At 42.5% G+C, this 14648-nt stretch carries 13 protein-coding genes; 1 reads left to right on the top strand and 12 read right to left on the bottom strand.

The window, feature by feature from the left end; translation table 11 throughout:
- Positions 1-63: 63 nt before the first annotated feature.
- The 9 genes from H8S37_RS01610 to H8S37_RS01570 all read right to left on the bottom strand — a co-directional run bounded on the left by H8S37_RS01610 (position 64) and on the right by H8S37_RS01570 (position 10997).
- Entirely contained in the window at positions 64-312 is a 249-nt protein-coding gene (locus H8S37_RS01610) for a hypothetical protein (protein WP_186874309.1), read from the bottom strand.
- A 92-nt stretch (positions 313-404) separates the two neighbouring features.
- Complete coding sequence (locus tag H8S37_RS01605; protein WP_186874308.1) at positions 405-1073, bottom strand: HAD hydrolase-like protein; 669 nt, start codon at positions 1071-1073, stop codon at positions 405-407.
- Positions 1074-1111: 38 nt separating this feature from the next.
- The gene (locus H8S37_RS01600; RefSeq protein ID WP_186875732.1) at positions 1112-1615 is read right to left on the bottom strand and encodes a GreA/GreB family elongation factor; all 504 of its coding nucleotides are present in this window, start codon (positions 1613-1615) and stop codon (positions 1112-1114) included.
- Between the two features lie 106 nt (positions 1616-1721).
- Positions 1722-3260: a 2,3-bisphosphoglycerate-independent phosphoglycerate mutase gene (gene gpmI / locus H8S37_RS01595; RefSeq protein ID WP_186874307.1), complete on the bottom strand. Its 1539-nt coding sequence runs from the start codon at positions 3258-3260 to the stop codon at positions 1722-1724.
- A 171-nt stretch (positions 3261-3431) separates the two neighbouring features.
- Complete coding sequence (locus H8S37_RS01590) at positions 3432-4046, bottom strand: Spy0128 family protein (RefSeq protein WP_186874306.1); 615 nt, start codon at positions 4044-4046, stop codon at positions 3432-3434.
- Positions 3994-4800 carry a class B sortase gene (gene srtB, locus H8S37_RS01585; RefSeq protein ID WP_186874305.1) on the bottom strand — a complete coding sequence of 269 codons (807 nt, stop codon included), beginning with the start codon at positions 4798-4800 and terminating at the stop codon, positions 3994-3996. The genes H8S37_RS01590 and srtB overlap by 53 nt, the downstream gene beginning before the upstream one ends.
- Positions 4801-4846: 46 nt before the next feature.
- Complete coding sequence (locus H8S37_RS01580) at positions 4847-5959, bottom strand: DUF7601 domain-containing protein (RefSeq protein WP_186874304.1); 1113 nt, start codon at positions 5957-5959, stop codon at positions 4847-4849.
- Between the two features lie 33 nt (positions 5960-5992).
- Positions 5993-6577: a signal peptidase I gene (gene lepB, locus H8S37_RS01575; protein WP_186874303.1), complete on the bottom strand. Its 585-nt coding sequence runs from the start codon at positions 6575-6577 to the stop codon at positions 5993-5995.
- 13 nt (positions 6578-6590) lie between these two features.
- The gene (locus H8S37_RS01570) at positions 6591-10997 is read right to left on the bottom strand and encodes a DUF7601 domain-containing protein (protein ID WP_186874302.1); all 4407 of its coding nucleotides are present in this window, start codon (positions 10995-10997) and stop codon (positions 6591-6593) included.
- Between the two features lie 206 nt (positions 10998-11203).
- Here H8S37_RS01570 and H8S37_RS01565 point away from each other — a divergent pair, with 206 nt between their 5' ends.
- Entirely contained in the window at positions 11204-11551 is a 348-nt protein-coding gene (locus H8S37_RS01565) for a helix-turn-helix domain-containing protein (RefSeq protein WP_243207038.1), read from the top strand.
- Positions 11552-11611: 60 nt separating this feature from the next.
- On the opposite strand, the gene H8S37_RS01560 is transcribed toward H8S37_RS01565, so the two are convergent.
- From H8S37_RS01560 to H8S37_RS01550, 3 genes are all read right to left on the bottom strand, one after another.
- Positions 11612-12430, bottom strand: a complete 819-nt coding sequence (locus H8S37_RS01560) for an alpha/beta hydrolase (protein WP_186874301.1) — start codon at positions 12428-12430, stop codon at positions 11612-11614.
- Between the two features lie 93 nt (positions 12431-12523).
- The gene (tpiA, locus tag H8S37_RS01555) at positions 12524-13276 is read right to left on the bottom strand and encodes a triose-phosphate isomerase (RefSeq protein ID WP_186874300.1); all 753 of its coding nucleotides are present in this window, start codon (positions 13274-13276) and stop codon (positions 12524-12526) included.
- Positions 13277-13345: 69 nt separating this feature from the next.
- Positions 13346-14539, bottom strand: coding sequence for a phosphoglycerate kinase (locus H8S37_RS01550; RefSeq protein WP_186874299.1), 1194 nt, complete (start codon positions 14537-14539; stop codon positions 13346-13348).
- Positions 14540-14648 lie beyond the last annotated feature (109 nt).

The raw sequence follows: 14648 nt of genomic DNA, 5'->3' as shown, positions 1-14648 counted from the left end.
TTACATGCAAGCATGACACAGAGTTTGCCTGTTCTTTTCGCACTGCTTGTTGCTTCGTTAACTTTATATTTTGATATTTTTATGGAGAAAGAGAAGTCCTCCGCACAGTCCTAACAGGATGCCTGCATATACCCCTGCGCAGGTAATATCCGCCAGACATTTTACAATGTTATTTCCTTTTATCCCACAGATAGCCACACCTGTAAGGATAACCAATGTAGTCCAGGCTATAATAAGCATCGTAAGATATACGGATACCGCCGTTTCTTTTTTTACGAAATGTTCTGCTAATTTCCATAATCCTTTGTACATCTTATCTTCCTCACAATTCTTTTTAAATATCGTTTTATTTTATTGTAAGGATAATATATTAAAATTATACTTCTCTGTATGCTAATTTTATGTTAAATCCAGTTATCTGCATTTTTTATAATCACAGACGCTACTTCTTCTGGACATGACACAATCCGTTCTGCCTTAGTATTTATAAGCTCTTCTCTGCTTCCATATCCATATAGTACTCCGAGTGAATGTATCCCTGTCTTTGCAGCGCCGATCATATCATAGGAACGATCGCCTACCATCACCGCTTCATTTCTCATACGAATCTTCATACTTCTTAGTACATATTCAATCACTTCTGTTTTATCTGTCCGTCTGCCGTCTAATAATGCACCGCCTATAAAACAAAAATATTTTGCGAATCCAAAATGCTCTGCTATAATTTTTGCAAAATGTTCTGGTTTTGAAGTCGCAATCATTAATTGAAGTCCTTTCTCTGTTAAGCTTTGCAATGCTTCTTCTATTCCCTCATACACCCGATTTTCGAAGATTCCCTTTGTGCTGTAATATTCACGATAATATTCTACCATCTGGAAGCTTTCTTCTCTTGTAATCCCACAGAATCTTTCAAACTGTTCTGCAAGCGGAGGGCCGATAAAGCCGCGGATTTTTTCTAAATCTTCTCGTTTTCTTCCAGCTTTTTCGAGGGCATAATTCACACTGTTTAAAATTCCCGGTCCAGAGTCTGTGAGTGTACCGTCTAAGTCAAAAATCACTGACTGTATTCCCATATTCTCTTCCTCACTTTCTGCACAGATGATTTCATATATCAGTAACTTCGGATTTTATCTTCTGACTCATCCTGTGTTTTTATAATTCTCTTAATTACTACATAATACCCAGCGCTTTCATTCACTTTTACATAGACGCGCTCTCCCTCTCTTTTCCCAAGAATTGCTTTTCCAACCGGCGACTCAATACTGATAAGCCCTTTTAAAGAGCTTCCCCGTACTGAGGTAACCAAACGGTATGTCTCTATTTCCGCATCATCCTCACAGTATAATTCCACAGTATTGTTTAATCCGACCTCATCTTCTTTCGACTGATCCTCTACAATTATTGCGGTTTTTAGCATTTTTTCTAAATATCGTATTCTACTCTCGTTTCGATTTTTTTCTTTTTTTGCCGCATGATATTCAAAATTCTCGCTTAGATCCCCATGTGCCCTGGCCTCTTTAACCGCCTCAATTAGTTCTTTTCTTTCTACCAATTTTCGATGTTCTATTTCTTCCTGAATCTTTTTCACATCATTTTTTGTCAGTTTTTCACGCATTTTTCTACCCTGCCTTTTCAACTCAAACGCCGGTATACTAAAAGAATCTCTTCTTAGCACACCGGCGCTGCACTCCTCTTTCTAAATTGCATCCCTGCTGTCAATATTATCGTATCAACAGTGATTTTCCTGTCATTTCTTCTGGCTGCTCCATTCCCATCATTTCAATTAAAGTTGGGGCAATATCTGCAAGACACCCGCCCTCTCTGAGTTTATATGATGAATCTGCATTTACTATAATAAATGGCACTGGATTTGTAGTGTGTGCCGTAAACGGCTCCCCAGTCTCTTCGTCAATCAATTGTTCTGCATTTCCGTGATCTGCACAGATAAACATCTGTCCGTCAACTTCTTTAATTGCCTCTACTGCTCTGCCTACACACTTGTCCACTGCCTCTATCGCCTGGATAGCTGCTGCTTCTACTCCTGTATGTCCTACCATATCTGGATTTGCAAAATTAATAATGATGACATCATATTTATCTGATTTGATCGCATCTACCAGTCTGTCGCACACTTCGTATGCGCTCATTTCTGGTTTTAAATCGTAAGTCGCAACCTTGGGTGATTTCACCAGAATCCTGTCCTCTCCCTCATTTGGCTCCTCCACGCCGCCATTAAAGAAAAAGGTAACATGTGCATACTTTTCTGTCTCCGCGATTCGTGCCTGTTTTAAACCATGTGCAGCAAGAAATTCTCCAAATGTATTGGTTATTTTTTCTTTTACAAAAGCAACCATCTTATTTTCAATTGTCACATCATATTCTGTAAAGCAGACAAATGTCGTCTGGATCCGCGCTCCTCTGTCAAATCCCTCAAATTCATCATCACAGAAGGTTCTTGTAAGTTCTCTTGCACGATCTGGACGGAAGTTAAAGAAAATAATGGAATCATTATCTTTGACAGTTGCCACTGGCTTTCCTTCTTTCTCAATTACCATAGGCTCAACAAATTCGTCTGTCTTTTCCGCATCGTAAGAAGCCTGAATTCCTTCCACAGCAGAACCCGCTTTCACACCTTCTCCTTTTACAAGTGCCTTATATGCTCTCTCCACGCGATCCCAACGGTTATCTCTGTCCATCGCATAGTAACGCCCAGAGACAGTCGCCACTTCCCCAACGCCGATTTCTTCCATCTTCGCCTCTAGTTCTTCTACATATTCTTTTCCTGAAGCCGGAGGGGTATCACGTCCATCCAGGAAGCAATGTACATATACTTTTTTCAACCCTTGTCTTTTCGCCAGTTCCAAAAGTCCATAAATATGTGTATTATGACTGTGTACACCTCCGTCTGATACAAGCCCCATTAAATGTAGAGCAGAGTCCTGTTTCTTTACATTTTCACATGCTGCTACTAATGCTCTGTTCTCAAAAAAATCTCCATCCTGTATGGACTTCGTAATTTTCGTAAGTTCTTGATATACAATTCTTCCGGCTCCCATATTCAAGTGTCCTACCTCTGAATTTCCCATCTGTCCCTCCGGCAGCCCTACTGCCAGTCCACTGGCATTTCCTTTTACAAATGGATATTCTGCCATCAGGGAATCCATCACCGGTGTTTTTCCTTCTGCAACTGCATTTCCTTTCATTGTATCATTTAATCCATAGCCATCTAATATCATCAATACGGTTGGTTTTTTACTCATATCTTTCTCTCCTTTACATTGATTCGCCTTCCGGTACTTATTGTACCCGTTTTTTCTGGATTTTGCAATTACCTTTTCTGCCATTCTCCGGCTCACTCTATTAAAAAGCAGCCTGTTTTTTAATCAAAACAGACTGCCCCTTCTTTCTATGTTCTTATTTATTTCTTCTGGCTATTTTCCCGATCGGCTGTTCCATCTTTTCAAGCCTGCTGCAATTACCGCGGTAAAAAGCGCCACCGCTATACATATACTTAAACCTTGTTTCGTTTTGTCTCCTGTCTGAACATTTTCATCTGTTACCTTTTCTGCTTCCGAAATACGATACTCATTGTTAAATACTGCTGCATCTTTCTTCTCCCCTGTCACATCTCCTATCTCTCGTATACTTACCACTGCTTTTAGTCCATTCTCTGCATTCAGTACCTCTACTTTTAAGCGGTACTGCCTTTTATCATACGTATACCCTGTCAGATTTCCTTGTTTTTCACATAATATATAGGTATAAACTCCCGTGCGGGTATAAGAAATAGTAATCTGTTCTTTCTCGCCATTCTTTAGTAAAATCTCTGTTCCTTCTTCTGGAAGAGGATACTCTTCTTTCTCTGGTATAATCTGAATACTAAAAGCAGGCTCTGTATCCGGCATATCCCCGTTAATCCGTTTTTCTACAGGTATCTGTGCTACAGCCTTGTCTGCCTGCGCTTTTACTTCTGATGCCGGAATCACACAGGCGCTAATCATCAGAAGCAGGAGAAGAAATCTCCCCGCTTTCTTGGTGCACCGCATCTTCCTTTCCCCCTTCCACAGTGTCTATAATCCTCGCAAATATCACATATCTTCCGTCTGTATTTCCTGAATCACACGTGGACATTCCTAAAATTTTCTCTCCGCCTTGCGGATATTCTTCCGTCCGCCACAATGCTTTCTCTGCGATATAGTCTAATAATTGTCCCTGGTTTTCCCACGTTGTCTGATTTGGCCGAAACACCAATTTATCATGGGCATTCGTGTCTATAAAAGCAAAAATTTCAATTTCATACGCCTGTTTGGGCAGATATAACATTCCACTTCTGTGGGTGGAAAAAAACGCCTCTTCTTTATACTTTTCCAAATCTCCAAACATTTTTCCACCGTTCATATGATGTCCGTACAGAAGTGAATAACTGTCTGTAAAATTTCTGTCATTCCGGTAATCCAGGAAAATACTTCCGGAAAGCAAATATTCTCCGTAAATATCATGATTCAGATATTCCGTATTGTCTCTCCCCTGCACGACAGGATAATCAATGCCGGTATCATCTACCGTAATCCACGCACATACATCCGAATTTATCTGCATTAATTCTTGCAGCGCTTCATACGGGGATTCTCTGTCTGGTTTATACTGTGCCAGTTCTTTAGAAAGTCCGGCGTTTTGATATACTTCGTATATATCCCAAAGCGAATATAGTCCATACAGCAGCAAACAGCACAAGCACAGACCGAAAATTCCATCAATCAGTGTATTGCATATGCGTCCCACTTTTTTCAGAAACCACATAAAGGGTTCCCTCCCGCCGTCAGAATACACCTTTTGTTATACATGTTTATCTTCTGCCTCTTACTTTTCTAGTTACAACAACAGCCAAAAGGACTACCGCCGCCAGAACAATAACTGCGAATGGAAGAATATCCATGAAGATTCCTGTATCTGCTTCACCCTCTTTGTTATTCGTAAATGTAATCTGATTTTCTCCTTCTGTAATACTTCCTTCCGCTTTTCTTTCCGCATTTCCTGTAATTTCCTGTCCTTTTGTACCCTTATTGTCGATCGTTGTTGTATAATCTGTAATTCCTTCGGAACTTTCTATAATCGAATAGTTCGTCCCTGCCGGCAGATAGGATACTACCAGGTACTGCCCGTCTTTTAAAGTAAATGCTGTCTGTTCACCGCTTTTTACATTGCCGCTTTTTCCTAAAGCAGGCGTACCGTTGCTTTCATATATCTGATATGTATACGTTCCTTGCGGAGTATCTCCGTTTACTGTCAGCTGGAAGGAAAACTCTTTTGTTTTGTCTCCCAAAGAACCAGTAACATCTTTATCAATTCTCAAATCCGCTGTCTGCTTCTTATTTGTGAATTCAGGTGATTTTTTTACTGCTTCCATTGTTGCACCTGTACTATCTTTTGTCTGACGAATAGCTGTTGAAAGAATCTTAAGCCCTCCATTTTCCTCTCTGACTACTGTATATTTCACTTGATATTCAGATTTATCATAAGTTACCCCTGTATTGGTCCCTGCTGTCTCAGTAATAGTGTATGTATATATTCCAATCTCGGAAAAGGTAATTCCAGGATTCCATGTTCCCGTCAAAGTCTTTGTAAAGGGACTCTGCTGCCCTGACACTGCAGCGTCTTTCCATCCCTCTCCTCCCAGAGTAAATTCCGCATTTGTAATATCGGGAACCTGCGTTCCTTCCGGCGCATCCGTCACAGTGCCTTTTGCCATTGAAAACCTGTATACTTCATCAACCGGAACATCCTTTTGCGATAATTGCAGAACCTTTGTCATATTTATCTGACCGCCTGTCTGTGCTCCTGTTGTCACTGTACCTGCTGCCTTTGCCGAAACCGACGGAATAGCCAACGCAGCCAACATCAGAAATGCCAGCACGCCTCCGCCCCACCTCTTCAGCCATGTTTTTCCTTTTTTCTTCATTGTTTCTTCCTCCTATTTTACATATTACTGTATTTAAAATCCTCTGCGCCGTATCAACGTGAAAATCCTTCCAGAAATATCTGTTTTTTCTACCGTACCGTACTGTCGGCTGTCCTTTCCATCTGTCCGGTAATCGCAGAGAATAAATACACTGTCTTCTGGCACAATACAGGGGAGGTACACCTCCACTTCCTCCCTGTTCACAGGAAAAAAGAATTCCTCCTGCTGTACACTGCCGTTTATCATCAGATATCCGTCGTCTGTAAAGTCTACGGTATCTCCTCCGCCCGCTACAATACGTCCAATAAGTTTGTTTTTCTCTGCTTCATATACAATTGTATCGTCTTGGCTGTAGTCCTGTGCAAGACGGTAGTAAAATAAAATATCTCCATCGCGAATATATGGATACATACTCTCGTCTGTTGCCGTAAATATTCCAAAAACTCCAAAAAACAATATCCAACATACTAAAAAGCCTATTACTATCTTATACACCAGTCGAATATACAGTCCTTTTATTTCATGTACCGTATCTTTTTCACCTTCTTTTACAGGTTTCCTTTTCATTTTCTCTATTTCTCTGTTTTTCTTCCTGTACTGGCCTTTTTTCTGTCTCATTTGTCGTGTACTCCTACTTTCTTCTGTTTCGGGATTTTCTGCTGCGGTTCCAGACATATCCTCCAGTACCAGCCCCTGCTATCAGTAGAATGAAAGGAACTTTTGTCATGCCAATACCAAGATCTCCTGTTGTCTCTTTTTCATTTATAAAATGTACCACCGTATTCTCCTTGAGTGTTCCTGCGGCATTATCCGGTATTGTTACCGTGTACCCATCTGTTTCCCCATCTATCTCTTTTATATCATATACATAATTTGCAGGAATCTTTTGCATGCAGATATATTCCCCATCCTTCAACTGAAATGTCGCTTTTCCTTTCACAAATTCCAAGCTGACTGTCTGAAAGATTTCCGTTCCAGTTTCACCCTTCAGACAAAGATATGAAATATTGTCAACCAGAGCTCCCTCTAGATTTTTCAGGATTACTTCAAAAGTAAACAGTTTTTCTTTATCTCCCAGATTTCCAGTCACTTCTTTTTCTACAGTAAGATTGAGTACATTCATATAAAATCCAGAGTCATTATATCTAGATTCATAGAGATATGTATTCATATCCTCTTTCTTGGGCATTTCTATTCCCCGTATCTCCGTACACGTAAGCATTCCATCTTTCATTACCGGTATTCCGTCCGAATCCATATAATCTGGCACTCCATCCTTATTTGGTTCTGACGCCTTATATATGCTTACTTCCTCCTCTGTTCCAAACCGCACTCCATAAGTTCCGACATGTAGACCCTCAAACTGATATTTTCCCCCGTCGTCCGTCTTACATATGAGAGGCTTCTTATCGTCCCCCAGTACAGTTTCATAAACTCCCTCGCCATTTTCTTTCAGCAAAGTTACTGTAATCCCCGAAAGTCCTACTTCTTCACTGTCACGAATTCCGTCCTGATTTAAATCCAGCCAGGCTGTCCCGCTCAAGGAACGGGTTAAAATATACGCCGTCGCGTCCACTTCGTTAGGTCCGTTAGAAAGGCTGTTGACTAGTTTATCTCCCGCTTTCGCGTCTGGAACTGCCATCTGTGTAGTCGCCTTGTATGCTTCATTTCCTTTCAGCGTTCCTACAGCCGCTACCGCGGTCACAGCTTCACCTTCTAACCCGGGAAGCGTACCATCCTGCGAAAGACTAATTCTTTTCCACTGTATTGTCTGTCCTCCTGTCTCAGTAGACCAATCCGTAAAATCAGACGCCGTGTAATCTTCTGATGTTGTTCCTCTTACATTCTTATCTTTCGTATAATAGAAGTTCCAGCTTGCACAGTTGCTTGACTGTGTTTTATCCAACTGCCATTTCGTAACCGTAAGATTTCCTGTAAAGCTGCTTCCTTTTTCGTCTTCGTTTTGCGGCAGAACATCCAGCATCACCTGGTTTGGTGCATCATTTGCACTGTTATTTCCCACTGTAATCGAATACCCAATACTATCTCCCTGCTCATATATGGGCTCGTCAACAAACTTATTAAGGGAAAGCGCCCCTAACTTAGAAACTCGAATTTCTTTTTCACTGTAATTGCCATTATAGGCTGCCTGTTCTCTCATATCCAGCGTACTCGTGATAGACGCTGTGTTAAGAAACGGCTGGCTGTCCTCTGCCTCTGCGTAAATCGAAGCGCTGAAATGGATTGGTTCCATTGTTCCACCTACAACGACATTCTCTATAATCCAGACCAGTTCTGTCGTGCCATCCTTATTTTTGGTAATTTCCGGTTCCATCCGGACTCCGTCTGTCACGGTCCCCTGCCGCCCCGGTTCTGGATTCTGCGTGTAAGTTCCGCCCAGGTACGCGGAACCATATATATACTCCAGGCCTTCCGGCAGTTTGTCCTTGATAACAGCCGTTGTCCTTTTTCCTTCTTCTACATCTCCCGCCGGATCTGTTATTGCTGTTTTTACCGCAGGGTAAAGTACATAATCTACTGTTCTTTGCCCGTTATCCAGATTATATACCTGCTTTTCGTCACCTATATCACTTTTCTGGGCTACATTCTTTTTTATCTGTGCTTGCTCCCCAATAATGTAAAGAGAGTCTCCCTCCTTGTAATCCCCTCTGTGTCCGCTTTTATATCCATTCTCATCATATTCTACTTTTACATAGCTTCCTTCATGCTTCGATACAGATGCTTTTGGAAGTTCTGTCGGATTTTGTGGATCATTATCAAGCAGGCTTGGAATGGGATCTTTAAGACTTACGTAATCTTCCAGTCTCCAAATCGCGGAAGTCACTGTCACCATATAAACCTGATTTAACGCTTCCTCATCTGTGCTGGCTGTCACGGGAAGAGACGCCATAGGATAGGAGCCTCCGTCATAGTACGTAATATTGTCTGGATCCCCCTCCTTTGGATATACTTCAAACAATGCCCCGACGCAGACATGTCCCTCTGGGATCTCCTCTAACGAACGGTAATACTTCATGTCTGTTATTTCCGCCGCGCGCAGTTCTGTTTCACTTTTCCAGTCTGTACCGTCTGCCTTCGCCGCAAAATACACATTTGCCTCATACCCTGCCTCTTGTACAGATGCCGTCCGGTAGAGTATCTCTCCTGTGAGCTCCACTCCACCCGGTTCAAACTTCATCAGAGATTTCCCTGCCACCAGCCTGTTCGGGATATCTCCGCCTTCTTTATTCGCCATTGCCCATGAAATCGCCAGACGCTGTCCCGGAACTGCCCAGTCAAGTCCGTTTCTTAGGCAACTACCGAGTTCTCCGTCCCCTCTTCCGTTTACGTCGTACAGACCCTGCTTTTCATCCGTAGACCACAGAACAGTATTGTCGTAATTGCCGGCCTGCCGCAGCGGCATCGTACTTACGACACGATCATCTGTCGTGTCCGTCTGATTTTCATTGCCATCCGGGTCCTCTGGCAATGTCTGTCCGCTGACAGAAGTCGCCTTTAAATTCCGCGAGCGGACTACAATTTCAAAGTCCCCGCCTTCAACCTCCTTGTCTCCTACAATAGACGAATCCTCCAAAATATAGTCTCCTGACTCACTGCTGTTATAAGGCACTACAAAATAAAATTCCCCGGCTGAAAAACACCCCCTCTCAATCTCTTCTCGCGTACCGTAAATCTCATCTGTACCCTCTCTACCATCAATATTCATAATTGGAAAGTAATCTACGTCGATCTGATAATCGGACACTGTCACATGAATGATATTGCCTTCCTTTTTGGCATGCCACTTTCCTCCTTTATGGCACCTGCTTGCTATGTAGCCTTGCTGCTCATTGCTTCCCTCGTTGTACGGAGCCGCTTGGCTGGGTCTGAAGACATTGTCTGCCGCACCTTGATCTCTTTCATCCGCTCCTAAGCGCTGACCACTGCTCATATCGTAGCTCCACAGTAATGGCGCGTAATTTTCCATGACGTCTATCTCTTCCGCGCCCTCTTCCTTTAAGTAAAAGGAATTCTCCAGCACTAAGTCAAATGTAATCTCTCCCTGCGGAAACTCAATCCCCTTAAGCCCTTTTCCCTCGCCGCTATATAGCTGCAACGTGACTCCATATGTATTGATTCTCCCGCTCACTTGTCCGGCCTCTTTATCCTGGGCGTTGTCATTTCCTGTACTGAAATCAAATATACCCGTTTTCTTTGACTGGGAGGAACCTGGGACCTCGTCTATCTTTACATTATAGTTTGGCGCCGCGCTTACCGTTACTTCCTCCGGTACCGCCTCTGCCTGCGGTTCCTTCTGCTGATGTTCCAGCCGTACCCGGAAGATTGGCTGCATGGCAGCATTGTTCGGCATTGCCTGTACCTTCACCACTACATTTAACTTTCCTGTCCCTGGAATCGCGTTCTCAATAGAGGCAGACGGAAGAATATGGTATTTTCCCCGCAATACCTGGCAGGTCTTTGTCTTCCCTCCAATCTGCATCTCTTCTGAGGTAAGCGTATAGCCGCTTTCCATCCAGGACATCGAATCTGTCACAAATTCTGCTTCCTGCGACGTATATGGAAGAAGAAATTCAAATTCCAGATATCCTGACTTTACATAGCTTACCTCAGAAGAATCTAATATTTGGGTGACAAAGTTCAAATTGTATGTCACTGTGTCAAAGCTTCGTACCCTCTTATTATGATCATTTGCGTCATTGCCAGGATTGTCATTCCCTTCAAAGGGTCCCGTTCCGTCTGTCATCTTCTCTACTGTCAGACTCTCCACATAGGCATACTCTCCGTCCAGTTCTTCTTTTATCACACTGTCTCGCATTGGCAAAATGTCTGTATGCTCTGTTCCCTCGGACAGGACTTTCTCCTCTGTTTGTTTTTCCTCCCCGAGATCGTCTTCTCCTTCTGTCTGTTTTGTTCCCGTAGAAATGTCTTCTCCCCCTACCTGTTCTGCATAAACTGGAAAAGACATTCCTGTCATGAGCATAGCTGTACATAGCAAGGCAGTTATCCGCTTTCTCATTTTCTCTCCTCCTGCTTTAAATCATTCCACTAAATTTATTTGAATTTTCTTTTCTCTTTTGAATCAACACAATATTATTACATATCATATTATGATATATACGTTATTCAAATATTATCACAATATGGCATAGAATAACAATAGTTTTTTTTAATAACTAATATTATGTACATGTAATAATATAAAACATACCAGGAGGTGAGCGCTTGAGCATTGATATTAATTATGTACAGCTCGGACAGAGAATAAAAAAACAACGTACACTTGCTCACATGACACAAGAGCAACTGGCATCAAAGGTTGATATCGCTACATCTAATATAAGCCATGTAGAACGGGCCACCACAAAGGTTAGCCTACCCACCCTGGTAAAAATTGCAAATACTTTGAATGTTTCTCTCGATCAGCTCGTATGCGACAGCCTTCCTGTTGCAGATTCCTATTTAGAAAAAGATTTTACTGCTTTATTAAAAGACTGTACTACCTCTGAAAAAAGAATTTTATATGATGTGGCTTCTGCCGTGAAAAAATCAATAAGAAAGAATCAAAGATAAAAAAAGGAGTTTGAACATCGCGTTTCAAACTCCTTTTTTACAAAATAGAAATAAAATGTCTCAGACCTGATTTTCCATCCACACTTTCAACAGCTCTATCCATGACTGTACCGCCCTGCAAATTTGACCACCATCCTTTTTGCTGGTAGAGGCATTGCCTAACGACAGCCCATGTTCTCCTTCCTGGTAAATATGCATCTCTACATTTATCCCTGCCTTTCTAAGCGCTAAAAACAAAAGCAGTGAATTCTCCACCGGAACAGTCTTGTCTGTATAAGTGTGCCATATAAAGCAAGGGGGAAATTGTGTTCCCACCTGCTTTTCTATAGAAAGCTGTTTCTTTAATTCCTCTGAGGCATTTCCTAACAGGTTTTTAAAGCTTCCTTCGTGTATATATTTTTTCTCTGTAGTAATAACTGGATAACAGAGAATCACCCCGGCAGGTTTCAGCAGTTCTGCCCGAACTCCTGTCTTCGCATAAACCATTTCTTGTTTCCAGAATGCCCCAAGACTTGCCGCGAGATGACCGCCTGCCGAAAAGCCCATCACATAAATTTTTTTCCTGTTCACATGCCATTCTCCGGCATGTTCATGTACTATTTTCATCGCCTGCGCAAGCTCTAAAAGTGCCGTCGGAAATCTGGCAGGAGCTACGGAATATCGCAGTATTCCGACATGGTATCCCTGCGCAAGAAGCTGCATCGCTACAGGCTCCGCCTCTCTGTCACTTGTATGTTCATATCCGCCGCCCGGACACAGCAAAATCATGGGCCGCACAAGTCCTTCCTGATAACTGGGCGCACTGTCTAAGATATAGGCATGCAGTCTTGCATATTCTAAAGAACCTTCTGCCTGTATAGAAATCGTCTCGTATATCATGTTTTGTATTCCCTCCTAAAAACAAGGAACTTCATTTTCTTAAGAAAACCCGCTTCCAACAGCTGTCTGCTGTGGAAACGGGTCTTTTACACACTATTTGTTATAATTTACAATTTTTCCAAAGTCAGCTTTTAATGAAGCCCCTCCAACGAGTCCGCCGTCAATATCGGGCTGCGCAAACAATTCTGGAGCTGTCGCCGCATTTACGGAGCCGCCATACTGAATCCGAATTTCCTCTGCTGTAGCCTCATCATATACTTCTGCAATACATGCGCGGATTCCTGCGCAAACTTCCTGTGCCTGTTCTGTCGTCGCAGTTTTTCCTGTACCAATTGCCCAGATTGGCTCATATGCAATCACTGCCTTTTTTGCCTGCTCTGCAGTTACATTCTGAAATCCTACTTTTACCTGCTGACGGATAAAGTCCATTGTAACTCCCTGCTCTCTCTGCTCTAACGTCTCTCCACAGCACATAATCGGTGTAATTCCATGCTCAAATGCCTTTAAAACCTTCTTATTTACATCTTCATTTGTCTCTCCGAAATAATCTCTTCTTTCAGAATGTCCGAGCACCACATATTTTACGCCTGCATCCACAAGCATTGCCGGAGAAATCTCTCCTGTGAAAGCTCCACTTTCCTCAAAATACATATTTTCTGCCCCGACCTGGATGTTTGTTCCTTTACAAGCCTCTACAACCGGTACAATATCAATTGCCGGAACACAGAATACAACATCTACATCATCGTTTGCTACCAATGGTTTTAATTCTTCTACAAGCGCTACTGCCTCGCTTGGTGTTTTATTCATTTTCCAGTTTCCCGCGATTATTTTCTTCCTTGCCATTTTCTATTCTCCTTTGTCGTTTCATGTCACATATTCAGTCAAATGCCAGACTTCCTTTTACTAAACCTTTTACTTGTCGTTAGCCGCAGCTACTCCCGGCAGCTCTTTTCCTTCCAGGAATTCCAGTGAAGCGCCGCCGCCTGTAGAAATGTGTGTCATCTTATCTCCATATCCAAGCTGATTTACTGCCGCCGCAGAATCTCCGCCGCCGATGATCGTAACAGCATCTGTCTCGGCCAACGCTTTTGCCACTACCTCTGTACCGTTTGCAAATTTTGGCATTTCAAAGCATCCCATCGGTCCGTTCCATACTACTGTCTTTGCTGTTTTCACGGTATCTGCATATAATTTTGCTGTCTCAGGTCCAATATCCAAGCCCATCCAGCCGTCCGGAATTTCATCCTGTGCGACAACCTTTGTATTTGCATCATTTGAAAAATCATCCGCAATCACAGAGTCAACCGGAAGAAGCAGGTTTACTCCCTTTGCCTTTGCCTTCTCAATCATATCCAATGCATACTGGCAGTAATCTTCTTCCAGAAGAGATTTTCCAACTTTTCCGCCCTGTGCTTTGCTGAATGTATAGCACATTCCGCCTCCGATAATCAGAGTATCTACCTTCTCCAACAAATTTTCAATTACAGAAATCTTGCTGGAAACTTTAGAGCCGCCCAGAATTGCTACAAACGGTCTCTCTGGGTTTTCAACCGCATTTCCGAGGAAGTCGATTTCCTTCTGCATCAAATATCCTACCACCGCTGTATCTACATATTTTGTGACACCTACATTCGAGCAGTGTGCTCTGTGCGCCGTTCCAAATGCGTCGTTTACAAATACATCACAGAGAGATGCCAGTTCTTTTGAGAATTCCTCCCCATTTTTTGTCTCTTCTGCTCTGTAACGTGTATTTTCCAGAAGAATAATTTCTCCGTCTTTCATTGCCTCTACTGCTGCTTTCGCATTTGGCCCTACTACTTCTGGATCAGCCGCAAATTTTACTTCCTGTCCAAGAAGCTCAGAGAGTCTTACGGCAACTGGCGCAAGAGACAGTCCCGGTTTTGGCTCTCCCTTTGGCTTTCCAAGATGAGAGCACAGAATAATTTTCCCACCGTCAGCTGCCAGCTTTTTGATTGTAGGCAGCGCTGCTACCAGACGATTTTCATCGGTAATCTTGCCGTCCATCAACGGTACATTGAAATCACATCTTACAAGTACCTTTTTTCCTTTTACATTGATATCATCTACTGATTTTTTGTTAAGCATTTTATCTTGCCTCCCTGTTTTTCATTATAAAAAAGAATGTGCTTTGCTGTACAAAAAGAAGTCCGGTCCAAATTAGACCGGACCCCTCGTGAGTCAATTTCTTTTATTT

The organism is Mediterraneibacter hominis (assembly GCF_014287475.1).
Classification (GTDB): Bacteria; Bacillota; Clostridia; order Lachnospirales; family Lachnospiraceae; genus Mediterraneibacter; species Mediterraneibacter hominis.
The sequence above is the reverse complement of the archived record's forward strand: the minus strand, read 5'-3'. Positions and strand labels throughout refer to the sequence as shown.

Excerpts from the sequence above, each read along its gene's own strand:
- H8S37_RS01610 (WP_186874309.1), bottom strand. The coding sequence starts at position 312 with ATGTACAAAGGATTATGGAAATTAGCAGAACATTTCGTAAAAAAAGAA.
- H8S37_RS01605 (WP_186874308.1), bottom strand. The coding sequence starts at position 1,073 with ATGGGAATACAGTCAGTGATTTTTGACTTAGACGGTACACTCACAGAC.
- H8S37_RS01600 (WP_186875732.1), bottom strand. The coding sequence starts at position 1,615 with ATGCGTGAAAAACTGACAAAAAATGATGTGAAAAAGATTCAGGAAGAA.
- gpmI (WP_186874307.1), bottom strand. The coding sequence starts at position 3,260 with ATGAGTAAAAAACCAACCGTATTGATGATATTAGATGGCTATGGATTA.
- H8S37_RS01590 (WP_186874306.1), bottom strand. The coding sequence starts at position 4,046 with ATGCGGTGCACCAAGAAAGCGGGGAGATTTCTTCTCCTGCTTCTGATG.
- srtB (WP_186874305.1), bottom strand. The coding sequence starts at position 4,800 with ATGTGGTTTCTGAAAAAAGTGGGACGCATATGCAATACACTGATTGAT.
- H8S37_RS01580 (WP_186874304.1), bottom strand. The coding sequence starts at position 5,959 with ATGAAGAAAAAAGGAAAAACATGGCTGAAGAGGTGGGGCGGAGGCGTG.
- lepB (WP_186874303.1), bottom strand. The coding sequence starts at position 6,577 with ATGAGACAGAAAAAAGGCCAGTACAGGAAGAAAAACAGAGAAATAGAG.
- H8S37_RS01570 (WP_186874302.1), bottom strand. The coding sequence starts at position 10,997 with ATGAGAAAGCGGATAACTGCCTTGCTATGTACAGCTATGCTCATGACA.
- H8S37_RS01560 (WP_186874301.1), bottom strand. The coding sequence starts at position 12,430 with ATGATATACGAGACGATTTCTATACAGGCAGAAGGTTCTTTAGAATAT.
- tpiA (WP_186874300.1), bottom strand. The coding sequence starts at position 13,276 with ATGGCAAGGAAGAAAATAATCGCGGGAAACTGGAAAATGAATAAAACA.
- H8S37_RS01550 (WP_186874299.1), bottom strand. The coding sequence starts at position 14,539 with ATGCTTAACAAAAAATCAGTAGATGATATCAATGTAAAAGGAAAAAAG.